This is a genomic window from Pseudomonas laurylsulfativorans (genome assembly GCF_002906155.1).
In the GTDB taxonomy this organism is placed as follows: Bacteria; Pseudomonadota; Gammaproteobacteria; order Pseudomonadales; family Pseudomonadaceae; genus Aquipseudomonas; species Aquipseudomonas laurylsulfativorans.
This window is the reverse complement of record NZ_MUJK01000002.1, coordinates 184,057-207,748: the sequence shown is the minus strand read 5'-3', so window position 1 is coordinate 207,748 and position 23,692 is coordinate 184,057. Positions and strand designations below refer to the sequence as shown.

Genomic DNA, 23,692 nt, shown 5'->3' with positions numbered 1-23,692 from the left:
TATGGAGTGAACACCGCTTTGAACAGCACTATTGATTGCAGTGATTAAGGATCAAAAGATTCGAAATATTGTAGGAGCGAGCTCGCTCGCGATGGACTGGAGAACGCCGCGCCGTATCAGGCTTGCAGCGTTATCGTTGACGACCATCGCGAGCAAGCTCGCTCCTACAGGGGGGAGATATCAGCTCAGCGCTTTTTCGATTGCGTGAACGATGGTTGGATCATCCGGCGCCGTGCGTGGCGAGAACCGGGCCAGTACACGGCCATCCTTGCCCAACAGGAACTTTTCGAAGTTCCAGGTGATATCGCCGGGAAACTCCGCGCCTTCGCCCGCCAGCAAGCGGTACAACTGATGACGCTCATGCCCGTTGACTTCCAGCTTGCTGGACAACGGAAAGGTCACGCCATAGTTGAGGCTGCAGAAATCCTTGATCTCTTGTTCGGTCCCCGGTTCCTGCCCGGCAAACTGGTTGCACGGCAGGCCCAGTACACTGAAGCCTTTGCCCTTGTATTGCTGGTAGAGGTTTTCCAGCGCCGCGTATTGTGGGGTCAAGCCGCATTTGGAGGCGACGTTGACCACCAGTACGACTTGGCCTTTGAAAGGCGCCAGAGGTAGCTCCTGTCCATCCAGGGCTGTCAATTTAAGGTCGTGAAAAGCACTCATGACGTACTCCAGATTCCCGTGTTCTTCTCGAAACAGCCACTTGGCGGTGTCGTCAGGGACAGCCGCAGACTAAAAAGGCGCCCTCGGGGCGCCTCTCCAGTTATCTGAGCTTAGCGCAGAAATCAGTGGTGATGGCCACCTTCGCCATGGACGTGGCCATGAGCGATTTCTTCCTGGCTGGCATCACGGATGGCAACGATCTTGACCTGGAAATTCAGGCGCTGACCAGCCAACGGGTGGTTGCCGTCAACGGTCACGTCGTCACCGTCCAGATCACGGATGGTCACGATCTGCATCTGGCCGTCCGGAGCGGAAGCGTGGAACTGCATGCCCACTTCCAGTTCGTCGACACCTTCGAACATGCTGCGGCTCAGGGTGCTGACCAGTTCGGCAGCGTACTCGCCGTAAGCATCTTCCGGTTCAACGGCTACGGTCAGCTCGTCGCCGACAGCCTTGCCTTCCAGAGCCTTTTCCAGGCCCGGGATGATGTTGCCTGCGCCTTGCAGGTAGACCAGCGGCGCGCCGCCGGCGGAGCTGTCGATGACCTCACCAGCGTCGTTGGTCAGGGTATAGTCGATGGAGACAGCCTTATTGGCGGCGATCAGCATGGGGCGAGACCTTTTGCATAAGAAGATTGAAAGGCCAAGTTTAGCGAAGCAATCGTCCGAAAGCGAACACAACCCGGACAGACGGGATTCGACGGTCACAGGCTTTCATCAGGACGAGGACGGCCACTGGGTGGCCGAGCTTTCCTGCGGCCACACCCAACACCTGCGGCACCAGCCACCCTGGCAATCGCGCGCCTGGGTCATGGACCCTGCGCAGCGCCAGGAAAAAATAGGCCAACCCTTTGCCTGTGGTTGGTGCGCACAAGGCACGGTTAGCGATAACCTTGGCGACTGAATTTCGGTAGGCGACCAGTAATAGATCGTCACCTTTGCAATGCACCTCTAGAGAATCCGCATGCAAACTTTTTTTATCGCGCCCACCGATTTTGGTGTGGGTCTGACCTCCATCAGCCTCGGGCTGGTGCGTACCCTTGAGCGCGCCGGGCTCAAGGTCGGCTTTTTCAAACCGATTGCCCAGCCGCACCCGGGCGACACGGGCCCGGAACGTTCCACCGAACTGGTGGCGCGTACCCACGGCCTGAAACCGCCTCAGCCACTGGGGCTGGCCCATGTCGAGCGCATGCTCGGCGACGGCCAGCTCGATGAGTTGCTCGAAGAAATCATCACCCTGTATCAGCAGGCTGCCATCGGCAAGGACGTGCTGATCGTCGAAGGCATGGTGCCGACCCGCAGCGCCAGTTACGCCGCGCGGGTCAACCTGCACCTGGCCAAGAGTCTCGACGCCGAGGTGATCCTGGTCTCGGCACCGGAAAACGAAGTGCTTACCGAACTCTCCGGTCGCGTCGAGTTGCAGGCGCAATTGTTCGGTGGCCCGAAAGACCCGAAGGTCCTCGGCGTGATCCTCAACAAGGTCAAGACCGAGGAAAGCATGGAGGCCTTCGCCACGCGCCTGAAGGAGCATTCGCCGTTGCTGCGCAGCGGCGATTTCCGCCTGCTCGGCTGCATTCCGTTCCAGCCGGAACTGAACGCCCCGCGCACCCGCGACGTCGCCGACCTGATGGGCGCGCAAGTGCTCAACGCCGGTGATTACGAAACCCGGCGCATGACCAAAATCATCATTTGCGCCCGCACCATGCGCAATACCGTGGAGCTGCTCAAGCCCGGCGTACTGGTGGTGACTCCCGGCGACCGCGACGACATTATCCTCGCCGTGAGCCTCGCTGCCCTGAATGGCGTGCCCCTGGCCGGCCTGCTGCTGACCAGCGACACCCTGCCCGACCCACGCATCATGGACCTGTGCCGCGGCGCCTTGCAGGCCGGGTTGCCAGTGCTGTCGGTGAGTACCGGCTCTTATGACACCGCCAACCTGCTCAATGGCCTGAACAAGGAAATCCCCATCGACGACCGCGAGCGCGCTGAAATCATCACCGATTTCATCGCCGGACACCTCGATGCCAACTGGTTGCATCAGCGCTGCGGCACGCCACGGGAGATGCGTCTGTCGCCAGCGGTGTTCCGCTATCAATTGATCCAGCGCGCCCAGGCAGCCAACAAGCGCATCGTGTTGCCCGAAGGCAGCGAACCGCTGACCGTGCAGGCCGCCGCGATCTGCCAGGCCCGTGGCATCGCTCGCTGTGTGTTGCTGGCCAAGCCCGAGGACGTGCAGGCCGTCGCCCGCGCCCAAGGCATCGAGCTGCCGCCAGGCCTGGAAATCATCGACCCGGACTTGATCCGCGAGCGCTACGTCGAGCCAATGGTCGCGCTGCGCAAAAGCAAAAGCCTCAACGCACCGATGGCCGAGCAACAACTGGAAGACACCGTGGTAATCGGCACCATGATGCTGGCGCTGGATGAAGTCGACGGTCTCGTCTCGGGCGTGATCAACACCACCGCCAACACCATCCGCCCAGCCCTGCAACTGATCAAGACAGCGCCTGGCTGCACCCTGGTGTCATCGGTGTTCTTCATGCTGTTTCCGGAAGAGGTGCTGGTCTACGGCGACTGCGTGATGAACCCGCACCCAAGCGCCAGCGAACTGGCTGAGATTGCCCTGCAAAGCGCCGACTCCGCCGCCGCATTCGGCATCACCCCACGGGTGGCGATGATCAGCTACTCCAGCGGCGAATCGGCCAGCGGCGAAGAGGTCGAAAAAGTCCGCGAGGCGACCCTGCTCGCCCACGAACAACAGCACTCGCTGCTGATCGACGGCCCGTTGCAGTACGACGCCGCCGCCAACGAAAGCGTGGCCCGGCAATTGGCGCCGAACAGCCTGGTGGCCGGTCGCGCCACGGTGTACGTGTTCCCCGACCTCAACACCGGCAACACCACCCACAAGGCCGTGCAGCGCAGCGCCGACTGCGTCAGCCTCGGGCCGATGCTGCAAGGCCTGCGCAAACCCGTGAACGATTTGCCGCGCGGCGCGCAAGTCGATGACATCGTCTACACCATCGCCCTGACCGCGATTCAAGCCGCCAACCGACCAATGGATGTGTAAATGCTGGATTTTCTACCTGCCCCGTTGCGCGGCTTGATCGCCGCGCTGCTGTTGGCACTGAACACAATACTGCTCTGCTCGTTCCTGTTCTGTGTGGCACTCGTCAAGGTATTGCCGTTCGCCTTCACCCAGCGCCTCTCCGGCTGGCTGATGAGCCATACCCACGAAGCCTGGATCAGCCTCAACAAAGGCTGGATGAACCTGGTCCGTCGCACCCGCTGGCACATCAGCGGCCTGCAGGGTCTGGACTATCAGCATTCGTACCTGATCACCAGCAACCACCAGAGCTGGGTCGACATCCTGGTGTTACAATACGTGCTCAACCGGCGCATTCAGCCGTTGAAGTTCTTTCTCAAGCAGGAGCTGATCTGGGTTCCGGTGATCGGTCTGGCCTGGTGGGCGCTGGGCTTTCCGTTCATGAAGCGCTACTCCAAGGCCTATCTGGAGAAGCATCCGGAAAAGAAAGGCAAGGACCTGGAAACCACGCGCAAGACCTGTGCGAAATTCCGCGACAACCCGGTGGGCATTTTCAACTTCGTCGAAGGCACGCGCTTCACCGAGGGCAAGCACAAGCAACAGCAGTCACCCTTCAAGTACCTGCTCAAGCCCAAGGCCGGCGGCATTGCCTTTGTGCTGGATGCGATGGGTGAGCAACTGGAGTCCATCGTCAACGTGACCATCCATTACCCGGCCGGGCGTCCCGGTTTTTGGGATTTGCTGTGCGGCAACGTTGCGGACGTGGTGGTGCACTTCGAAGAGTTGAAGATACCGCCGCAGTTCATTGGCAAGAACTACGACCAGGATGGTGAGTATCGATTGCAGTTTCAGGGTTGGATCAATCAGATGTGGCAGGACAAGGATGCGTTGCTGGGGCAGATGCACCGGGAATATCCAGCAAAGTAATCCGGTGTCTGTTATGGCCTCATCGCTGGCAAGCCAGCGATAGCAATCTCGAGGCAACAAAAAACCCGCAGACAATCACTTGCCTGCGGGTTTCTTTTTTCTGGCTAAGGCTTAGATCGCACCACGCTCACGCAGCAGAGCCAGCACTTGCTTGACGCCTTCTTCCAGCGACACGGACTGGGTGTCGATCACCAGATCGGCATCCAGCGGCACGTCGTACGGGAAGGACTCGCCCGGGATGTTATCCCCGGCCGCCGCGTACAGGCCTTGCGGATCACGCTCGGCGCAGACCGTTGGCGAAGCCTGGACGTAGACCGTCAGCAGACGCTCTTTGCCGATCAGCTCACGAGCCTGTTCACGACCTTCGGCACTCGGCGCAACGAACGCCGCCAGGGTCAGCAGACCGGCTTCGTTGAACTGGCGCGCAACGTGCGCGGCACGACGCCAGTTCTCGGTACGCCCGGCGCGATCCTGTGGCAGACCTTTGTTCAGGTCGTGACGCAGGTTCTGGCCATCGAGTACGAACACCGCACGACCCAGGTCGAACAACTTGCGTTCAACCGCATACGCCAGGGTGCTTTTGCCCGCGCCCGACAAGCCGCTGAACAACACGGTGGCCGGTTGCTGGCCGAAGCGCTGTGCGCGCTCTTCGGTGGCGACGTGGGCCAGTTTGCCGTGGTGCGTACTGGTGCCATGGGCCAAAGGCTGCGCGACGATCATGCCCGCGCCAACGGTGCCGTTGGTCAAGCGGTCGATGATGATGAAGGCGCCGGTGGTGCGGTTGCTGTCGTAACCGTCGAGGGCAATCGGCGCGTCGAGCGCGATCTTGACCTTGCCGATTTCGTTCAGCTGCAATGCGCTGGCCGGACCTTCTTCGAGGGTGTTCACGTCGACCTTGTTGACGATGCTGGCGATGGAGCCCGGCACGTAACTGGTGGCGCGCTTGATGTCGTATTTCTTGCCCGGCAGCATTGGCTCTTCAGCCATCCACACCAGCATCGCTTCGAAGCTGTCGGTCACCGGCGGTACGTTGTCGGCGTGAACCAACAGGTCGCCACGGGAGATGTCGATTTCATCTTCCATGGTCAGCGTCACTGCCTGACCAGGACCTGCATGCTCCAGTTCACCTTCGAAGGTGACGATGGACTTCACGCGGCTGCTCTTGCCCGACGGCAGCACCACGACTTCGTCGCCTTTCTTGACGATGCCGCTGGCCAGCGTACCGGCGAAGCCACGGAAGTTCAGGTTCGGACGGTTAACGTACTGCACCGGGAAACGCAGGTCGGTGAAGTTGCGATCGCCCGCCACTTCCACGGTCTCGAGGATTTCCATCAGCGACTGGCCGGTGTACCACGGCGAACGCTCGGACTTGTTCACCACGTTGTCGCCCTTCAGAGCGGACATCGGCACGAAGTGCATGCTGGTGGGCTTCATCTTCAAGCCTTCGGCGAACTGCAGGTAGTCGGCCTTGATCGACTCGAACACGCCCTGGTCGAAGTCCTTGAGGTCCATCTTGTTGATGGCCACAACGATGTGTTTGATGCCCAGCAACGAGGCGATGAAGCTGTGGCGACGGGTCTGGGTCTGCACGCCGTAGCGGGCGTCGACCAGGATGATCGCCAGGTCACAGGTGGAAGCACCGGTGGCCATGTTGCGGGTGTACTGCTCATGGCCGGGGGTGTCGGCAATGATGAATTTGCGCTTGGCGGTGGAGAAATAGCGGTACGCGACATCGATGGTGATGCCTTGCTCACGCTCGGCCTGCAGGCCGTCGACCAGCAACGCCAGGTCGATGTCTTCGCCGGTGGTGCCGACTTTTTTCGAGTCGCGGGTGATTGCTTCCAGGTGATCTTCGTAGATCATCTTGGAGTCGTGCAGCAGGCGCCCGATCAGGGTGCTCTTGCCGTCGTCGACGTTACCGCAGGTCAGAAAGCGCAGCAGCTCTTTACGTTCGTGCTGGCCCAGGTAGGCGAGGATGTCCTCGCTGATCAAATCAGATTGATGCGACATGACAGCCCCTTAGAAATAACCTTGACGTTTTTTGTCTTCCATCGAGCCTGCGCCATCGTGGTCGATGACACGGCCCTGGCGCTCGGAAGTTCGCGTCAGGAGCATTTCCTGAATGATGTCCGTGAGGCTTTCGGCCTCGGACTCCACCGCGCCCGTCAACGGGTAGCAACCAAGGGTACGGAAACGCACTTTCTTTTTGACGATGCGGGCTTTGTCTTCATCGCTCAGGTGTTCGAGGATGCGCTCGTCGTCGATCATGATCAGCGTGCCGTTCTTCTCGATGACTTCACGCTCGGCGGCGAAGTACAGCGGGACGATCGGGATACCTTCCAGGTAGATGTACTGCCAGATGTCCAGCTCGGTCCAGTTCGACAGCGGGAAGACGCGGATCGACTCGCCCTTGTTGACCTTGCCGTTGTAGACGTTCCACAGTTCGGGGCGCTGGTTTTTCGGATCCCAGCGGTGCTTGCTGTCGCGGAACGAGTACACGCGCTCTTTAGCTCGGGACTTCTCTTCATCGCGACGGGCGCCGCCGAATGCTGCGTCGAAACCATGCTTGTCGAGTGCCTGCTTCAGGCCCTCGGTCTTCATGATGTCGGTGTGCTTGGCACTGCCGTGGGTGAACGGGTTGATGTTCTGCGCCACGCCGTCCGGGTTGACGTGGGTGATCAGGTCGAGGCCCAGCTCGGCGACCATCTTGTCGCGGAAGGCGTACATCTCCTGGAATTTCCAGCGAGTGTCGACATGCATCACCGGAAACGGCAGCTTGCCCGGGAAGAACGCCTTGCGTGCCAGATGCAGCATCACGGCGGAGTCTTTACCGATGGAGTACAGCATCACCGGGTTGTCGAACTCGGCGGCCACCTCGCGGATGATGTGGATGCTTTCCGCCTCCAGCTGTTTCAGATGCGTCAGTTTGTCGACCATGGCTACTCACGAAAGCTTTCTTATGAACGGCCAGCGGGCCGTGTTCGAGCGGGGATCCTAGCACAGCGACCTCTTCTAATCAGGACGCCAACTAGATCGAAAGAGCATATGAATATGCCCCCGCGTTTGGGCGAAACGCGTTCACCTGTAGGAGCGAGCATGCTCGCGATGGTCGTCAACGATAACGCTGGTAGCCTGACACCCCGCGGTGTTCTCAGGTTCATCGCGAGCGAACTCGCTCCTACAGGGATGGCGTTTCGTCAAATCGGATTCGGGCAATCAATGAAGATGTGCTCCAGCGCAAAGCGCCGCGCCAGGTAATCCCCCAGCGCCTGAACGCCGTAGCGCTCGGTGGCATGGTGACCGGCGGCGATGAAACTGATGTCGTTTTCCCGGGCACTGTGGAAGGTTTGCTCGGAAGCCTCGCCGCTGAGATACAGATCGACGCCGGCCAGAATGGCCTGATCGATGTAACCCTGGCCACCGCCGGTGCACCAGCCGACGCGGCGGATCATGGCACTGCCTTCGATCAGCAGCGGCTCACGGCCCATGACTTCCTGGACGCGACGGGCGAAATCCCGGGGCATCATCGGCTCATTCAGCGAGCCGACCAGGCCGACAACTTTCAGGTTATCCGGGTCCAGCGGGCCTTCGACGGTGATGTCGAGCTGCCGTGCGAGCTGCACGTTATTGCCGACATCCGGGTGCAGATCCAGCGGCAGGTGATAGGACAACAGGCTGATATCGTGCTTGAGCAAGGTCTTCAAGCGACGCTGTTTCATGCCGGTGATACAAGGGTTCTCGCCCTTCCAGAAGTAACCATGATGCACCAGCACCAGGTCGGCATTGGCCTCCACGGCGGCGTCGAGCAAAGCCTGGCTGGCGGTGACGCCACTGACAATGCGCATCACTTGCGGACGGCCTTCGACCTGCAGGCCGTTGGGGCAGTAGTCGGCGATTTTGGCGCTGTTGAGGTAACGGTCGGCTTCTTCGACGAGGGTGCTCAGGGCGACGGCCATAAAAGACTCCTAAATATCCCGTTCAGAGGCGCGTGCGGCCTCGTATAATGCGCGTCATTATGAGCGGTCTCATACCGCCTGCAACTCTCTCAGGAACTGCTTAATGCTCAAGGCGCTGCGTTTTTCCGGCTGGCCGCTGTTGGCCGGCGTGCTTGTCGCTCTTTTGATAATCCAGCGTTACCCGCAGTGGGTCGGTCTCCCGAGCCTCGACGTCAACCTGCAACAAGCGCCGCAAACCACCAGCATGCAGCAGGGTCCGGTGTCCTATGCCGACGCAGTGACCACCGCCGCGCCGTCGGTGGTGAACCTCTACACCACCAAAGTCATCAACAAACCCAACCATCCGTTGTTCGAAGATCCACAGTTTCGTCGCTTCTTCGGCGATAACTCACCCAAGCAAAAACGCATGGAATCGAGCCTCGGCTCCGGCGTGATCATGAGCCCGGAAGGCTACATCCTGACCAACAACCATGTGACCAGCGGCGCCGACCAAATCGTGGTGGCGCTCAAGGACGGCCGGGAAACCCTGGCGCGGGTGATCGGCAGCGACCCGGAGACTGACCTCGCTGTTCTGAAAATCGACCTGAAAAACCTGCCGTCAATCACTGTGGGGCGCTCCGACAACATTCGCATCGGCGATGTCGCGCTGGCCATCGGCAACCCGTTCGGCGTCGGCCAGACCGTGACCATGGGCATCATCAGCGCCACCGGGCGCAATCAACTGGGCCTGAACAACTACGAAGACTTCATCCAGACCGACGCCGCAATCAACCCCGGCAACTCCGGCGGTGCGCTGGTGGATGCCATTGGCAACCTGACCGGCATCAACACGGCGATCTTCTCCAAGTCCGGCGGCTCCCAGGGTATCGGTTTCGCGATTCCGGTGAAGCTGGCGATGGAAGTGATGAAGTCGATCATCGAGCACGGCCAGGTGATTCGTGGCTGGCTGGGTATCGAAGTGCAGCCGCTGACTCAGGAATTGGCCGAATCGTTCGGCTTGTCCGGGCGCCCAGGCATTGTCGTGGCGGGGATTTTCCGCGATGGTCCGGCACAGAAAGCCGGCCTGCAACTGGGTGATGTGATTCTTGCCATCGATGGCGAACCGGCGGGAGATGGCCGACGCTCGATGAATCAGGTGGCGCGGATCAAGCCGACCGACAAGGTCGCGATCCAGGTGATGCGCAACGGCAAGGAGCTCAAGCTGACCGCGGAAATCGGCTTGCGTCCGCCACCGGCACCGGTCAAAGAGAAAGAAGAAGAGTAAGCGGCCAATACAACCCCTTGCAGGAGCGAGCCTGCTCGCGATGGAGTGTCAGATACATTGATGTCAACTGACACACCATCGCGAGCAAGCTCGCTCCTACAGTTTTTGAGGGTGATTAGAGGCCGCCCAGGCCGTCGATCAGCGCCTGATTCTGCTCTGGCGTGCCGATGGAGATCCGCAGGAACTGGGCAATCCGCTCCTGCTTGAAGTGCCGAACGATCACACCTTGCTCACGCAACTTCGCCGCAAGCCCCGCCGCATCGTGCCGGGGGTGACGGGCAAAGATGAAGTTCGCCGCTGACGGCAAAACCTCGAAGCCCTTCGCTTCCAACTGCGAAACGACCTTCTCGCGATTCTCGATCACCAACCGGCAGGTCTTGTCGAAATATTCACGATCCTCGAATGCAGCGGCAGCGCCGACATTCGCCATACGGTCCAGCGGGTAGGAGTTAAAGCTGTTCTTGATCCGCTCCAGCGCCTCGATCAGGTCCGGATGCCCGACCGCCAGGCCAACCCGCAGTCCCGCCAGGGAGCGGGACTTGGAGAGGGTCTGGGTCACCAGCAGGTTCGGATAACGATCAACCAGCGCAATCGCGGTTTCTCCGCCGAAATCGATGTAAGCCTCGTCCACCACGACCACCGAGTCCGGGCTGGCCTTGAGAATCTGCTCCACTGCTTCCAGCGCCAGCAGGCACCCGGTCGGGGCGTTCGGGTTCGGGAAAATGATCCCGCCGTTCGGCCTGGCGTAGTCCGCCGGGTTGATCTGGAATTGCTCGTCCAGCGGCACCGCGTCGAACTTGATGCCGTACAACCCGCAGTAAACCGGATAGAAGCTGTAGCTGATGTCCGGGAACAACAGCGGCTGATCGTGCTGCAGCAAACCGTGGAAGATGTGCGCCAGCACTTCATCGGAGCCGTTGCCAAGGAACACTTGATTGCTTTGCACACCGTAGTACCTGGCGACCGCGTTCTTCAGCAGATCGCTGTTCGGGTCCGGGTACAGGCGCAGGTTGTCGTTCAGTTCGGTTTGCATCGCGGCCAAGGCCTTGGGCGATGGACCGTAGGGGTTTTCATTGGTGTTGAGCTTTACCAGCTTCGCCAGCTTCGGCTGCTCGCCCGGGACGTAAGGCACCAGGTTCTTGACGAACGGGCTCCAGAATTTACTCATGCTCAGTTCCCCTGCCCTTGTGGAAAGTCTTCGTCGACGATGCGGTATTCGGCGCTACGCGCGTGCGCGGTCAGCGACTCGCCACGGGCCAGCACGGAAGCGGTTTTGCCCAACTCGGAAGCGCCCTGCTCGGAACAGAAGATGATCGACGAGCGTTTCTGGAAGTCGTACACACCCAGCGGCGAGGAGAAACGCGCAGTGCCGGAGGTTGGCAATACATGGTTCGGGCCTGCGCAGTAATCACCCAGGGCTTCGGACGTGTGACGGCCCATGAAGATTGCGCCGGCGTGGCGGATCTGCGGCAGCCAGGCTTGCGGATCGGCAACCGACAACTCCAGGTGCTCCGGCGCGATGCGGTTGGCCACTTCGATGGCCTGTTCCATGTCGCGAACCTTGATCAAGGCACCTCGGCCATTGATCGAGGTTTCGATGATCGCGGCACGCTCCATGGTCGGCATCAGCTTGGCGATGCTGGCCGCGACCTTGTCGAGGAACTCGGCATCCGGGCTGACCAGAATGGCCTGGGCGTCTTCATCGTGTTCGGCCTGGGAGAACAGGTCCATGGCGATCCAGTCCGGATCAGTCTGGCCGTCGCATACCACGAGGATTTCCGAAGGGCCGGCGATCATGTCGATACCGACCTGGCCAAATACGTGGCGCTTGGCGGTGGCGACATAGATGTTGCCCGGACCCACCACTTTGTCGACCTTCGGCACGCTTTCGGTGCCGTAAGCCAATGCGGCAACGGCCTGGGCGCCACCGATGGTGAATACGCGGTCGACACCGGCGATGCAGGCAGCGGCCAACACCAGCTCGTTGATTTCACCGCGCGGAGTCGGAACAACCATGACCACTTCGGTGACACCCGCGACCTTGGCCGGAATCGCGTTCATCAGCACCGACGACGGATACGACGCCTTGCCGCCTGGCACGTACAGACCGGCACGGTCCAGCGGCGTGACTTTTTGGCCCAGTACGGTGCCGTCGGCTTCGGTGTAGCTCCAGGAGTCCTGCTTCTGCTTCTCGTGGTAGCTGCGCACGCGGGCTGCGGCCACTTCCAGTGCTTCGCGCTGGGCCACGGAGATGCGGGTCAGTGCCAACTCCAGACGCTCGCGCGGCAGGATCAGATCGGCCATGGACTTCACTTCCAGGCCGTCGAACTGACGGGTGAAGTCCACCAGCGCCGCGTCACCGCGTTCGCGCACCGCCTTGATGATGTCCAGCACCCGCTGATTGACCGAGTCGTCAGACACACTTTCCCAGCTCAGCAGATGATCCAGATGATGCGCGAAATCCGGGTCAGCAGCGTTGAGTCGGCGAATTGCAGTCAGTGCGGTCATAGCGAGAGCCTCATAGGAATGGCAAAAAACTCAGGCGCCCGAAGCTAACATTCGATCCGCTTGGACACCTGAGAATTCTGGCTATGAGGCGGATAGACGGCGCGCCTTGCGGTCGCGCAGGTGAATCAGCCGCGGTGTCGAGACTCCACTGCCTTGCGCAGGGTGTCGATCAACGCCTGGATACGGGCGTGCTGCATTTTCATCGAGGCCTTGTTGACGATCAGACGGGAGCTGATGGACGCGATGAAATCCTGTGGCTCCAGGCCGTTGGCCCGCAGCGTGTTACCGGTGTCGACCACGTCGATGATCTTGTCCGCCAGGCCGATCAGCGGCGCCAGCTCCATCGAACCGTAGAGCTTGATGATGTCGACCTGACGGCCCTGTTCGGCGTAGTAGCGCTTGGCAACGTTGACGAACTTGGTGGCGATACGCAGACGACCCTTGGGCTCGACGGCGCCGACTTTACCGGCGGTCATCAGCTTGCACTGGGCAATTTGCAGGTCCAGCGGCTCGTACAAGCCCTGGCCGCCGTACTCCATCAGCACATCCTTACCGGCGACGCCGAGGTCGGCAGCACCATGCTCGACATAAGTCGGCACATCGGTGGCACGCACGATCAGCAGACGGACATCGTCCTGAGTCGTGGGAATGATCAGCTTGCGGCTCTTGTCCGGATTCTCGGTCGGCACGATGCCCGCTTCAGCCAGAAGCGGCAAGGTGTCGTCAAGGATGCGGCCCTTGGACAGTGCGATAGTCAGCATGGGAAACGTCAGCCCTTAATCAGGAATCTTATGCCCGGTCGCAATCGGCGCCGGACACGCATCGAGCCGGAAACCGGCTCGACTTAAAACAAAACCAGCGGGGCACATCCTTGCGCCCCCTCTGCAACTACTAACCCGGAACGCGACGGATCTTGGCGCCCAGCATCTGCAGTTTTTCTTCAATGCACTCGTAGCCACGATCTATGTGGTAGATGCGGTCGATCAGCGTGTCGCCATCGGCGATCAGGGCCGAGATCACCAGGCTGGCCGAAGCGCGCAAGTCGGTTGCCATCACTGGCGCGCCCTTGAGTTTTTCGGTACCGGTGACGATCGCGGTGTTGCCTTCGACCTGGATCTTGGCGCCCATGCGGTGCAGCTCGTAGACGTGCATGAAGCGGTTTTCGAAGATGGTCTCGATCACTGCGCCAGTGCCTTCGGCAATGGCGTTGAGGGAGATGAACTGCGCCTGCATGTCGGTCGGGAACGCCGGGTATGGAGCGGTCCGCACGTTAACGGCTTTCGGCCGCTTGCCATGCATGTTGAGCTCGATCCAGTCTTCGCCGGTGGTGATTTCGGCACCGGACTCCCGGAGCTTTTCCAGAACGGCTTCGAGGATGGTCGGATCGGTATCCTTGACCTTCACACGACCACCAGTCACCGCCGCCGCCACCAGGTAGGTGCCGGTTTCGATACGGTCGGGCATCACTTTATAAGTGGTGGTGTGCAGACGCTCGACGCCATCGATGGTGATGGTATCGGTACCGGCGCCAGAAACCTTGGCGCCCATGGCGTTCAGGAAGTTCGCCAGGTCGACCACTTCAGGTTCGCGAGCGGCGTTAGCCAGGACACTGCGGCCCTTGGCCAATGCTGCGGCCATCATGATGTTTTCGGTACCGGTCACGCTGACGGTATCGAAGAAGAAGTGCGCACCGCGCAGGCCGCCTTCAGGGGCCTTGGCCTTGATGTAGCCGCCTTCGACGTCGATGATCGCGCCCATGGCTTCCAGGCCGCGGATGTGCAGGTCAACCGGACGCGAGCCGATGGCGCAACCGCCAGGCAGTGCGACTTCGGCTTCGCCGAAACGGGCAACCATCGGGCCCAGTACCAGGATCGATGCACGCATGGTTTTAACCAGTTCGTACGGAGCGATCAGGGTCTTGATGGTGCGCGGATCGATTTCGACGGCCAGTTTCTCGTCGATCACCGGCTCGATCCCCATACGACCGAACAGTTCGATCATGGTGGTGATGTCGTGCAGGTGCGGCAGGTTGGCAACGGTTACCGGACCGTCGCACAGCAGCGTGGCCGCCAGGATCGGCAGGGCAGAGTTCTTTGCCCCGGAGATGCGGATCTCGCCGTCAAGACGAGCACCGCCAGTAATAATCAATTTATCCATAAGAATCTCGACGCCCTTGGGCTCAGGTGCGCTCGGCCCAGGCCGCGCTGCTGAAAAATTTCATAGTAACCGCATGGATGCTGCCATCGGTGATCCATGGGTTCAAATGGGCATAGATCTGCTGCTGACGCTTCACCGGGCTCAACGCCGCCAGTTCATCGCTAATCACGTTCAGCTGGAAATTGCAGCCTTCGCCCTCGACTTCTACCTGCACTGATAAAAGCGTCTCGGACAGCTTTCCTTCAAGAAAGCTCTTAACTTCGTTGGCCTGCATGCTCAACCTCAATCGGCGCCCAGTGCGCGCGGGTCGGACATCATACAAAAAAGCCCCGCGCCTGCGAACCCCGCCAAGCAGGACTCGGACGGGGGGCCTCTTTATTGATGCGTGTCAGGGATGCGCCAATAGCTCGGTCAGCTCGCTGACCTGAGCAATTTCACGCATGTCTTCCGGCATCCCACGGATGCTCAGCGCCTTGCCGGCCGCCTGCGCATCGCGGATGAAACACAGCAGCAACGACAAACCGACACTGCTGGACTTGGTCACCGCCGAGCAATCGACCACCAGCGCCGCGGCCTTGCTGGCCTTGATCAGCGCTTTGCCCTGCTCACGCAGGCCAGGACCGGTGCGGTAATCCAGCACGCCGCTGAGTCGCAACTCGCCTGCTTCGTCCATCTGGACTGCCGACTCACTCATTGGGCTGACTGCCCTGGTTTCTTGTCGGTGGCTTCCTTGGCCTTGGCGACTTCCCCGGCCCAACCATTGATGGTCTTGTCCAGGTCGTTGCCATTGCGCTGCATCGCATCGGCGAACTGATCGCGGAACAGCTTGCCGATGTTGATGCCGTTGATGATGACGTTACGCAGTTTCCACTCGCCGTTGATCTTTTCCAGTGTGTAGGACACCGGATAGATCGAGCCGCTGCGGCCCTTGACGGTCATGCCAACGCTGGTACGGTCGCCCGACTCGTCTTTGGCCGGATCAACGGTGATGCCCTGGTTGTTGTACTCCAGCAAGGCATTGCCATAGAACTGGAACAGACCCTTCTTGAAATTTTCTTCGAAGGTCTTCATCTGTGCCGGGGTTGCTTTCTTCGAGTATTTGACCGTCATGATGCTCTTGGAAATACCCTCGGCATCCACAACCGGCCCGACGATGGTGTTCAGCGCCGCATAAAAGTCTTGCGGATCCTGCTTGTACTTTTCTTTATTGGCCGCCAGGTCGGCCAACATCCGATTAGTGGTGTCCTGTACCAGATCGTGCGCCGAAGGCGCCGCCACGGCGTTGGCTACCAGCGGCAACGCCGCGAGCAGTACCAAAAGGCCACGTCGCAAGGTAGAGATCATTTAACAGTTCCTCATTTAGCTTCTTTGCTAACGGTATTGAGCAGGAATTTACCGATCAGGTCTTCGAGCACCAGAGATGACTGCGTGTCATGGATGGTTCCACCATCCTTGAGCAGGGCATCTTCCCCGCCCACGCTGATACCGATGTACTTCTCGCCCAACAGGCCAGCGGTCAGGATAGATGCAGTAGAGTCCGCCGGCAGATTATCGATGCGTTTTTCCAGCTGCATGGTCACCCGACCGGTGAAACTGTCGCGATCCAGATCGATGGCCGTGACCTTGCCGATGGTCACACCGGCCATGGTCACCTTTGCTCTGACCGTCAAACCGGCGATATTGTCGAAGTAGGCGTAAAGTTTATAGGTGTCGGTGCTCGGGCTCGGGGACAGGCCACTGACCCGCAACGCCAACAAGAGCAAAGCCAGGATGCCAGCCAGCAAGAAAAGGCCGACACCGATTTCCAGGGTGCGGTTTTGCATCAGAAATCTCCAAACATCAAGGCGGTCAGAATAAAGTCCAGGCCGAGCACTGCCAACGAGGCATATACAACGGTCTTGGTAGTGGCACGACTGATCCCCTCGGAAGTGGGTTCACAGTCATAGCCTTGGAATACGGCGATCCAGGTCACGACAAAGGCAAAGACGATACTTTTGATGATGCCGTTGAGCACATCCTCGGAGAACGTCACGCTGTTCTGCATATTCGACCAGTAGGAACCTTCATAGACCCCCAGCCAGTCGACAGCTACCCACGAGCCGCCCCAGATGCCCACCACGCTGAAAATCATCGCCAGCACCGGCAGGGAAATGAAACCGGCCCACAAGCGCGGCGCGATGATGTACTTGAGCGGGTCGACCCCGATCATTTCCAGGCTGGACAGCTGCTCGGTGGACTTCATGTTGCCGATTTCGGCGGTCAACGCCGAACCGGCGCGCCCGGCAAACAGCAACGCGGTCACTACCGGCCCCAGTTCACGCAGCAGCGTCAGTGCAACCATCTGCCCGACAGCCTGCTCCGAACCATAGCTGGAAAGAATATTGAAGCCCTGCAGCGCCAGCACCATGCCGATGAACACCCCGGAGACCACGATGATCACCAGGGACATCACGCCCACCGAATGCAGTTGCTTGACCAGCAGCCCGAAGCCGCCACCGATACCGCCCCGGCCGAGCAAGGCATGGAACAGGAACAGGCTCGAACGCCCGAACACCGCCAGCACATCGATGCCGGCCTGACCGAAGCGGCGCACGCGTTCTATCAATGAAATTCTGCGCATCAGCGCTTCCCCAGAAGATCTGCGCGGTAATCCGTCGCTGGAAAGTGGTACGGGACCGGGCCGTCGGGCTCGCCAGTCATGAACTGACGAATGCGTGGTTCATCCGAATTCATCAGCTCGTCCGGCGTGCCCTGCCCCAGCACCTGACCATCGCCTACTACATAAATGTAATCGGCAATGCTCGCGGTCTCGGCCAGGTCATGGGATACCACGATGCTGGTAATGCCCAGCGCATCGTTGAGCAAACGGATCAGGCGCACCAGAACGCCCATTGCGATGGGATCCTGGCCGACAAAGGGCTCGTCGTACATGAGGATCTGTGGATCGAGCGCAATCGCCCGGGCCAGCGCAACACGACGCTTCATGCCGCCGGAAAGCTCGTCAGGCATCAGTTCGATGGCGCCACGCAAGCCCACAGCCTGCAGTTTGAGCAGGACAATGTCGCGGATCATTTCTTCCGGCAGTTGCGTGTGGACCCGCAGCGGAAAAGCGACGTTTTCGAAGACATCGAGGTCGGTAAACAGTGCGCCACTCTGAAACAGCACGCCCATATGCTTACGCGCATCGAACAGGTCACTGCGCGACAGCTTTGGCAGGTTCTGGCCATTGACCCAGACTTCGCCCCCCGTGGGCCGCAACTGGGCGCCCATCAGACGCAAAAGCGTGGTCTTGCCACACCCGGAAGGCCCCATGATGCCGGTGACCTTGCCGCGCGGGATACGGATATCGACATTATTGAAAATGCTGCGCGCACCGCGCTTGAAGGACAGTCCCTTCAGCTCGACCGCGTAGGCGTTATCGGCACTCATCTAAACTCCTTGCGATGCAGCCTCTCACTCGGACGCCTGGCTTTCTGACGAAAGCACATACCTCCCGGGCAGGCCGAACTGGCGGCGAACTATATCACTGCAAAGGCTGCGCGCCCAAGGCCAAAGCCGGGTCATGTTTAACTGCATGACAGGTTAAAAGCCCGATTTAGAAGGTTTCCGGTAACAGGGAATGACAACGCGCGACGAACTTGCGTGAGGGATTCGATCATAACCGCTATAATCGCCGCCTTTTCATCAGGCTATACGATTTCTGACATGAGCCAATCCAGCGACCTGATTCAATCAGCACAACGTACCATCCGCCTCGAAGTAGAAGCCGTGCAAGGCCTGCTACCCCATATCGACGCAGATTTCGTACGCGCTTGCGAGATGATTCTGGCCAGCAAAGGCCGCGTGGTCGTGGTCGGCATGGGCAAATCGGGGCACATCGGCAACAAGATCGCCGCGACCCTGGCCAGCACCGGCACCACGGCCTTTTTTGTGCACCCGGCTGAAGCCAGCCACGGTGACATGGGCATGATTACCCGCGACGACATCATTCTGGCGCTTTCAAATTCCGGCTCCACCAATGAAATCGTGACCCTGCTGCCGCTGATCAAGCGCCTGGGCATTCAGTTGATCAGCATGACCGGCAACCCTGACTCGCCGCTGTCCAAGGCCGCCGAGGTCAACCTGAATGTTCACGTCGAACACGAAGCCTGTCCGCTGAACCTGGCCCCCACCTCGTCGACCACCGCCGCGCTGGTCATGGGTGACGCCCTGGCAGTCGCGCTGCTGGAAGCACGTGGTTTTACCGCCGAAGATTTCGCCTTTTCCCATCCGGGCGGCGCCCTGGGCCGACGCCTGCTGCTGAAAGTGGAAAATGTCATGCACGCAGGCCAGGAACTGCCGCAGGTCCAGCGCGGCACCCTGCTCAAGGACGCCCTGATGGAAATGACCCGCAAGGGCCTGGGCATGACCGTTGTTCTGGAAGCCGACGGCAAACTGGCCGGAATCTTCACCGACGGTGATTTGCGTCGCACGCTGGACCGTAGCATCGATATCCACAGCGCAGTCATCGACCAGGTCATGACAGCCCATGGCAAGACCGCTCGCGCCGAAATGCTCGCCGCCGAAGCGCTGAAAATCATGGAAGACCATAAAATCAACGCATTGGTCGTGGTCGACAGCGAAGACCGCCCGGTCGGCGCCCTGAACATGCACGACTTGCTGCGTGCAGGAGTAATGTAATGAGTGCGGACCTGCTGCAACGCGGCAAACAGATCAAGCTGGCGGTGTTCGATGTCGATGGCGTGCTGACCGATGGCCGCCTGTACTTCCTCGAAGACGGCAGCGAATTCAAGACGTTCAACACCCTCGACGGCCAGGGCATCAAGATGCTGATGGCCGCCGGCGTGCAGACAGCCATCATCAGTGGCCGCAAGACCCCGGTGGTCGAGCGGCGGGCAAAAAACCTCGGTATCCCTCATCTGTATCAGGGGCGTGAAGACAAACTGGTGGTGCTGGACGAACTGTTGGCCCAACTCAACCTAAGCTATGAACAGGTGGCCTACCTCGGTGACGACCTGCCGGACCTGCCGGTGATTCGTCGCGTCGGTCTGGGCATGGCGGTGGCCAATGCCGCCAGTTTTGTACGCGAACACGCCCACGGCATCACCCTCGCCCGCGGCGGCGAAGGCGCCGCTCGCGAATTCTGCGAATTGATCCTGCGTGCCCAGGACCGCCTCGATGCGGCCAATGCGGCGTACCTGTGAGCCCACTATGCTGAGCAAAAAGTTTCGCAACACCCTGATGTTCAGTTGCATCGCAGCTATATTCGCTGCGGTTGGCTACTGGAACATCAGCCCGGAACGCTTTCTCGACAAGCCGGTAACGCCGGTCGATGAAAATATGATCGACTATTACGCCATCAACGCCCACAGCGTGCAGTACCTGCCGGACGGCAAGCTGCAATATGATCTGGTGTCCGACAAGGTCGAGCATCTGAAAGCGACCGAAGTGACATTGCTGACCAACCCCGACCTGAACGTGTTCCGCGGCACTGAATACCCGTGGCACGTCCAGAGCTTGCGTGGCGAGGTCAACCCTGACGGCACGCAGGTCGAGCTGATCGATGACGTGCGCATCACGCGCTTCGACGAGAAAAACCGCAAGACCCTGATCACCAGCACCCGCATGACCGTGTTTCCGCAGCAGCAATATGCGCAGACCGAGCAAGACGTTAGAATCGACGGCGCTGGCGGTGTATCGACTGGCAAGGGAATGAAAGCGTATTTGAAAGAAAGCAGGATACACCTGCTATCGAACGTAAGAGGACAGTATGAGGCTCGTTAAAACCCTCCCGATTTTGCTCAGTCTGGGCGCAGCACTGGGAAGCGTGAGCGCCTGGGCTCTGCCGGAAGATCAACAGCAGCCTATCCGCATTCAGGCCGACGATGCCCAACTGGACGACAAGCAAGGTATTGCCACCTACAAGGGTGACGTGATCATCACCCAAGGTTCGATGAAGGTGACCGGCAACACCGTCACCATCACCCGCACTCCGACCGGCGACATCGACGTAGTGACCTCGGTGGGCAATCTGGCGTACTTCGAGCAACTGCAAACCGCTGGCGATTCCAAACCCGTTCAGGGCTGGGGCGTGACAATCCAGTATCACGCTACACAAAACCGGGTCGTGCTGATTGACAAGGCAAAAGTTGTCGACAAGGACAACAACGTCACCCAAGGCGAGAAAATTGTCTACGACACAGTCAAGAAGCTGGCCAGCGCCGGGCGCGCCACAGGCAGCAAGGTGACCGAGTCGCGTCCGCGTATCGACATGGTGATCCAGCCCAAGAAGAAAACCGACGAGAAAAAGGCCCAGTAATGGCAACTCTGAAAGCTCAGCATCTGGCCAAGAGCTACAAGAGCCGCCAGGTCGTGCGTGATGTCAGCCTGTCCATCGACAGCGGCCAGATCGTCGGCCTGCTTGGCCCGAACGGCGCAGGCAAGACAACCTGTTTCTACATGATCGTCGGTCTGGTGCAGGCCGACCAGGGCCGAGTCCTGATCGATGACCTGGACGTCAGCCACCAACCAATGCACGGCCGCGCAAAGGCTGGCATCGGCTACCTGCCGCAAGAAGCATCGATCTTCCGCAAACTGTCGGTGGCCGACAACATCATGGCCATCCTCGAGACCCGCAAGGAACTCGACAAGGCCGGTCGGCGCAAGGAACTGGAAAGCCTGCTGCAGGAGTTCCACATCAGCCACATCCGCGACAACCTCGGCATGAGCCTGTCCGGCGGTGAGCGCCGTCGCGTGGAAATCGCCCGCGCCCTGGCCACCAACCCGAAATTCATTCTCCTCGACGAACCCTTCGCCGGCGTGGACCCGATTTCGGTCGGGGACATCAAGCAGATCATTCACCACCTCAAGGCCAAAGGCATTGGCGTGCTGATCACGGACCACAACGTTCGTGAAACCCTGGATATCTGTGAAACCGCCTATATCGTCAATGACGGTCAACTGATTGCCGAAGGTGATGCCGAGACCATCCTGGCCAACCAACTGGTCAAGGAAGTGTATCTGGGCCATGAGTTCCGCCTGTAAGCGCTGAGTCGTGCCCAGGCAGCTGCCTGGGCACTTGAACCGCGATACACCAGCGTTTCTTGTGAACAAGCGGGTTCAACCCTCGACAAGGGCAATACAGCAACACAATTTAATAGTTTTTTATTGTTACAGCGGTCTAGGCAAATCCTTCAGTTTCAGGCATATAATTTGCTTAAGTTTGGCGCCCCGGCGCCCTGTAGTGGATGGCGCATGTGCGCCGGCGAATAAGGTGTTAAGCCCCTGCCATGAAACCATCGCTAGTCTTGAGAATGGGCCAGCAGCTGACGATGACACCGCAGCTGCAACAGGCCATCCGCCTGCTCCAATTGTCGACCCTGGACCTGCAACAGGAAATCCAGGAGGCCCTGGAGTCCAATCCGATGCTCGAACGCCAGGAAGAAGGCGACGACTTCGACAATTCCGACCCCATGGCCGACAACGTCGAACAAAAGTCCAACACCGACATCCAGGAACCCTCCTACCAGGAAAGCGCCCCGACGGTCGACAACCTCGATGAGGGTGACTGGAACGAGCGCATCCCCAACGAACTCCCCGTCGACACCGCGTGGGAAGACGTTTACCAGACCAGCGCCAGCAGCCTGCCCAGCAATGACGATGACGAGTGGGACTTCACCACCCGGACCTCGGCCGGTGAAAGCCTGCAAAGCCACTTGCTGTGGCAACTGAACCTGGCGCCGATGTCCGACACCGATCGCCTGATCGCTGTGACCCTGATCGACTGCATCAACAATCAGGGCTATCTGGACGAAACCCTCGAGGAAATCCTCGAAGCCTTCGACCCGGAACTGGACATCGAACTGGACGAGATCGAAGCCGTCCTGCACCGCATCCAGCAATTCGAGCCCGCCGGCATAGGCGCCCGCAACCTGGGCGAATGCCTGCTGCTGCAACTGCGCCAGTTGCCCGCCAAGACCCCCTGGTTGGCCGAGGCCAAGCGCCTGGTCACCGATTACATCGACCTGCTTGGCAGCCGCGACTACAGCCAGTTGATGCGCCGCATGAAGCTCAAGGAAGATGAGCTGCGTCAGGTCATAGAGCTGGTCCAGAGCCTCAACCCGCGCCCGGGCTCGCAGATCGAGTCCACCGAAGCCGAGTACGTCGTTCCTGACGTTATCGTGCGCAAGGACAACGAGCGCTGGCTGGTTGAGCTGAATCAGGAGTCGGTGCCACGGCTGCGGGTCAACGCCCAGTACGCCGGATTCGTGCGCCGTGCCGATACCAGCGCCGACAACACCTTCATGCGTAATCAGTTGCAAGAGGCCCGCTGGTTCATCAAGAGCCTGCAAAGCCGCAACGAAACCCTGATGAAGGTTGCCACCCAGATCGTAGAGCATCAGCGCGGGTTCCTCGAATATGGCGACGAAGCCATGAAGCCGCTGGTCCTGCATGACATCGCCGAAGCGGTCGGCATGCATGAGTCGACGATTTCACGGGTAACCACCCAGAAGTTCATGCACACCCCCCGGGGTATTTATGAACTGAAATACTTTTTCTCCAGTCACGTAAGCACCTCCGAAGGCGGCGAATGCTCGTCCACGGCGATCCGCGCGATCATCAAAAAACTGGTTGCCGCGGAAAATCAGAAAAAGCCGTTGAGTGACAGCAAGATCGCTGGTTTACTGGAGGCACAAGGCATTCAGGTGGCTCGCCGCACCGTCGCCAAGTACCGCGAATCTCTGGGGATCGCGCCTTCGAGCGAACGTAAGCGGTTGATGTAGGGCCACGCCACAGCGTTCCAGTGGTAGATCATTTGATCTACCGCTTTAAGCACTGGCAACGAAGGAGAAGCTGTATGCAAGTCAACATCAGTGGACACCAACTGGAAGTGACCGAACCTCTTCGCACCTACATCGGCGAAAAACTCGAACGATTGGAGCGACATTTCGACAAGATCACCAACGTACAGGTCACGATGACCGTCGAAAAGCTGAAGCAGAAAATCGAAGCCACGCTGCATATTCCCGGGAATGAAGTGGTCGCTAACGCGGAACATACTGATATGTACGCCGCGATCGACGCACTCACCGACAAGCTGGATAAACAACTCAAAAAGCATAAGGAAAAGACCCAGAGCCTCCTCCAGGGCGCAACCGGTCGTTAACACTCCCAACCC

26 protein-coding genes are annotated in these 23,692 nt (G+C 59.6%); 11 read left to right on the top strand and 15 right to left on the bottom strand.

The features are described 5' to 3' along the window. Positions 1 to 180 precede the first annotated feature (180 nt). Positions 181 to 663, bottom strand: coding sequence for a glutathione peroxidase (locus tag B0D71_RS07235; RefSeq protein WP_103394180.1), 483 nt, complete (start codon positions 661 to 663; stop codon positions 181 to 183). Between the two features lie 122 nt (positions 664 to 785). Next, positions 786 to 1,271, bottom strand: coding sequence for an FKBP-type peptidyl-prolyl cis-trans isomerase (locus B0D71_RS07230; RefSeq protein ID WP_007942189.1), 486 nt, complete (start codon positions 1,269 to 1,271; stop codon positions 786 to 788). Between B0D71_RS07230 and B0D71_RS07225 the strand changes: the two genes are divergently transcribed. From B0D71_RS07225 to B0D71_RS07215, 3 genes are read left to right on the top strand one after another with little or no spacing between them, the layout of a single operon-like run. After that, positions 1,240 to 1,566: a DUF3565 domain-containing protein gene (locus tag B0D71_RS07225; protein ID WP_103394179.1), complete on the top strand. Its 327-nt coding sequence runs from the start codon at positions 1,240 to 1,242 to the stop codon at positions 1,564 to 1,566. The genes B0D71_RS07230 and B0D71_RS07225 overlap by 32 nt on opposite strands. Before the next feature lie 60 nt (positions 1,567 to 1,626). Continuing rightward, positions 1,627 to 3,726, top strand: coding sequence for a phosphate acetyltransferase (pta, locus tag B0D71_RS07220; protein ID WP_103394178.1), 2,100 nt, complete (start codon positions 1,627 to 1,629; stop codon positions 3,724 to 3,726). After that, positions 3,727 to 4,629: an acyltransferase gene (locus B0D71_RS07215; RefSeq protein WP_103394177.1), complete on the top strand. Its 903-nt coding sequence runs from the start codon at positions 3,727 to 3,729 to the stop codon at positions 4,627 to 4,629. Positions 4,630 to 4,740: 111 nt separating this feature from the next. Here the strand turns inward: B0D71_RS07215 and cysN are convergent, their stop codons facing one another. The 3 genes from cysN to B0D71_RS07200 form a co-directional block, all read right to left on the bottom strand. Next, entirely contained in the window at positions 4,741 to 6,639 is a 1,899-nt protein-coding gene (gene cysN, locus B0D71_RS07210; protein ID WP_103394176.1) for a sulfate adenylyltransferase subunit CysN, read from the bottom strand. Between the two features lie 9 nt (positions 6,640 to 6,648). Further along, positions 6,649 to 7,566 (bottom strand): sulfate adenylyltransferase subunit CysD, encoded by a 918-nt coding sequence (cysD, locus tag B0D71_RS07205; protein ID WP_007970286.1) that lies wholly within the window; start codon positions 7,564 to 7,566, stop codon positions 6,649 to 6,651. A 260-nt stretch (positions 7,567 to 7,826) separates the two neighbouring features. Then, on the bottom strand, positions 7,827 to 8,585 hold the full coding sequence (locus B0D71_RS07200; protein WP_103394175.1) for a Nif3-like dinuclear metal center hexameric protein: 759 nt from the start codon (positions 8,583 to 8,585) through the stop codon (positions 7,827 to 7,829). 103 nt (positions 8,586 to 8,688) lie between these two features. On the opposite strand from B0D71_RS07200, the gene algW reads away from it, so the two are divergent. Then, positions 8,689 to 9,849 carry a Do family serine endopeptidase AlgW gene (gene algW / locus B0D71_RS07195; protein ID WP_103394174.1) on the top strand — a complete coding sequence of 387 codons (1,161 nt, stop codon included), beginning with the start codon at positions 8,689 to 8,691 and terminating at the stop codon, positions 9,847 to 9,849. Positions 9,850 to 9,964: 115 nt separating this feature from the next. Here algW and hisC read toward each other — a convergent pair whose 3' ends face one another. The 10 genes from hisC to B0D71_RS07145 form a co-directional block, all read right to left on the bottom strand. Further along, positions 9,965 to 11,017, bottom strand: a complete 1,053-nt coding sequence (gene hisC / locus B0D71_RS07190; protein ID WP_103394173.1) for a histidinol-phosphate transaminase — start codon at positions 11,015 to 11,017, stop codon at positions 9,965 to 9,967. 2 nt (positions 11,018 to 11,019) lie between these two features. Then, positions 11,020 to 12,357, bottom strand: a complete 1,338-nt coding sequence (gene hisD, locus B0D71_RS07185; RefSeq protein ID WP_103394172.1) for a histidinol dehydrogenase — start codon at positions 12,355 to 12,357, stop codon at positions 11,020 to 11,022. Between the two features lie 125 nt (positions 12,358 to 12,482). Then, positions 12,483 to 13,118, bottom strand: coding sequence for an ATP phosphoribosyltransferase (gene hisG / locus B0D71_RS07180; protein WP_103394171.1), 636 nt, complete (start codon positions 13,116 to 13,118; stop codon positions 12,483 to 12,485). 130 nt (positions 13,119 to 13,248) lie between these two features. Then, positions 13,249 to 14,514, bottom strand: a complete 1,266-nt coding sequence (gene murA, locus B0D71_RS07175) for a UDP-N-acetylglucosamine 1-carboxyvinyltransferase (protein WP_103394170.1) — start codon at positions 14,512 to 14,514, stop codon at positions 13,249 to 13,251. A gap of 22 nt (positions 14,515 to 14,536) precedes the next feature. Then, positions 14,537 to 14,788 (bottom strand): BolA family protein, encoded by a 252-nt coding sequence (locus B0D71_RS07170; protein WP_019691904.1) that lies wholly within the window; start codon positions 14,786 to 14,788, stop codon positions 14,537 to 14,539. A gap of 114 nt (positions 14,789 to 14,902) precedes the next feature. Next, complete coding sequence (locus B0D71_RS07165) at positions 14,903 to 15,208, bottom strand: STAS domain-containing protein (RefSeq protein ID WP_007970274.1); 306 nt, start codon at positions 15,206 to 15,208, stop codon at positions 14,903 to 14,905. After that, positions 15,205 to 15,858, bottom strand: a complete 654-nt coding sequence (locus tag B0D71_RS07160) for an MlaC/ttg2D family ABC transporter substrate-binding protein (RefSeq protein WP_103394169.1) — start codon at positions 15,856 to 15,858, stop codon at positions 15,205 to 15,207. The genes B0D71_RS07165 and B0D71_RS07160 overlap by 4 nt, the downstream gene beginning before the upstream one ends. Positions 15,859 to 15,869: 11 nt before the next feature. After that, positions 15,870 to 16,337, bottom strand: a complete 468-nt coding sequence (mlaD, locus tag B0D71_RS07155; RefSeq protein WP_103394168.1) for an outer membrane lipid asymmetry maintenance protein MlaD — start codon at positions 16,335 to 16,337, stop codon at positions 15,870 to 15,872. After that, positions 16,337 to 17,134, bottom strand: coding sequence for a lipid asymmetry maintenance ABC transporter permease subunit MlaE (mlaE, locus tag B0D71_RS07150; RefSeq protein WP_103394167.1), 798 nt, complete (start codon positions 17,132 to 17,134; stop codon positions 16,337 to 16,339). Before mlaE ends, mlaD begins: the two co-directional genes overlap by 1 nt. Then, on the bottom strand, positions 17,134 to 17,943 hold the full coding sequence (locus B0D71_RS07145; RefSeq protein ID WP_103394166.1) for an ATP-binding cassette domain-containing protein: 810 nt from the start codon (positions 17,941 to 17,943) through the stop codon (positions 17,134 to 17,136). Before B0D71_RS07145 ends, mlaE begins: the two co-directional genes overlap by 1 nt. Positions 17,944 to 18,219: 276 nt before the next feature. Between B0D71_RS07145 and B0D71_RS07140 the strand changes: the two genes are divergently transcribed. From B0D71_RS07140 to hpf, 7 genes are all read left to right on the top strand, one after another. Continuing rightward, positions 18,220 to 19,194, top strand: coding sequence for a KpsF/GutQ family sugar-phosphate isomerase (locus B0D71_RS07140; RefSeq protein ID WP_103394165.1), 975 nt, complete (start codon positions 18,220 to 18,222; stop codon positions 19,192 to 19,194). Beyond that, on the top strand, positions 19,194 to 19,718 hold the full coding sequence (locus B0D71_RS07135) for a KdsC family phosphatase (protein WP_008018712.1): 525 nt from the start codon (positions 19,194 to 19,196) through the stop codon (positions 19,716 to 19,718). The genes B0D71_RS07140 and B0D71_RS07135 overlap by 1 nt, the downstream gene beginning before the upstream one ends. A gap of 7 nt (positions 19,719 to 19,725) precedes the next feature. Next, a complete protein-coding gene (gene lptC / locus B0D71_RS07130; protein WP_103394164.1) occupies positions 19,726 to 20,298 on the top strand; it encodes an LPS export ABC transporter periplasmic protein LptC in 573 nt (190 codons plus the stop codon). Continuing rightward, positions 20,285 to 20,833: a lipopolysaccharide transport periplasmic protein LptA gene (lptA, locus tag B0D71_RS07125; RefSeq protein WP_103394163.1), complete on the top strand. Its 549-nt coding sequence runs from the start codon at positions 20,285 to 20,287 to the stop codon at positions 20,831 to 20,833. Before lptC ends, lptA begins: the two co-directional genes overlap by 14 nt. Then, positions 20,833 to 21,558: an LPS export ABC transporter ATP-binding protein gene (gene lptB / locus B0D71_RS07120; RefSeq protein ID WP_103394162.1), complete on the top strand. Its 726-nt coding sequence runs from the start codon at positions 20,833 to 20,835 to the stop codon at positions 21,556 to 21,558. Before lptA ends, lptB begins: the two co-directional genes overlap by 1 nt. Before the next feature lie 245 nt (positions 21,559 to 21,803). Then, positions 21,804 to 23,297 carry an RNA polymerase factor sigma-54 gene (locus B0D71_RS07115; protein WP_103394161.1) on the top strand — a complete coding sequence of 498 codons (1,494 nt, stop codon included), beginning with the start codon at positions 21,804 to 21,806 and terminating at the stop codon, positions 23,295 to 23,297. Positions 23,298 to 23,371: 74 nt separating this feature from the next. Continuing rightward, positions 23,372 to 23,680, top strand: a complete 309-nt coding sequence (gene hpf / locus B0D71_RS07110) for a ribosome hibernation-promoting factor, HPF/YfiA family (RefSeq protein ID WP_007941242.1) — start codon at positions 23,372 to 23,374, stop codon at positions 23,678 to 23,680. The last annotated feature ends 12 nt before the right edge of the window (positions 23,681 to 23,692 follow it).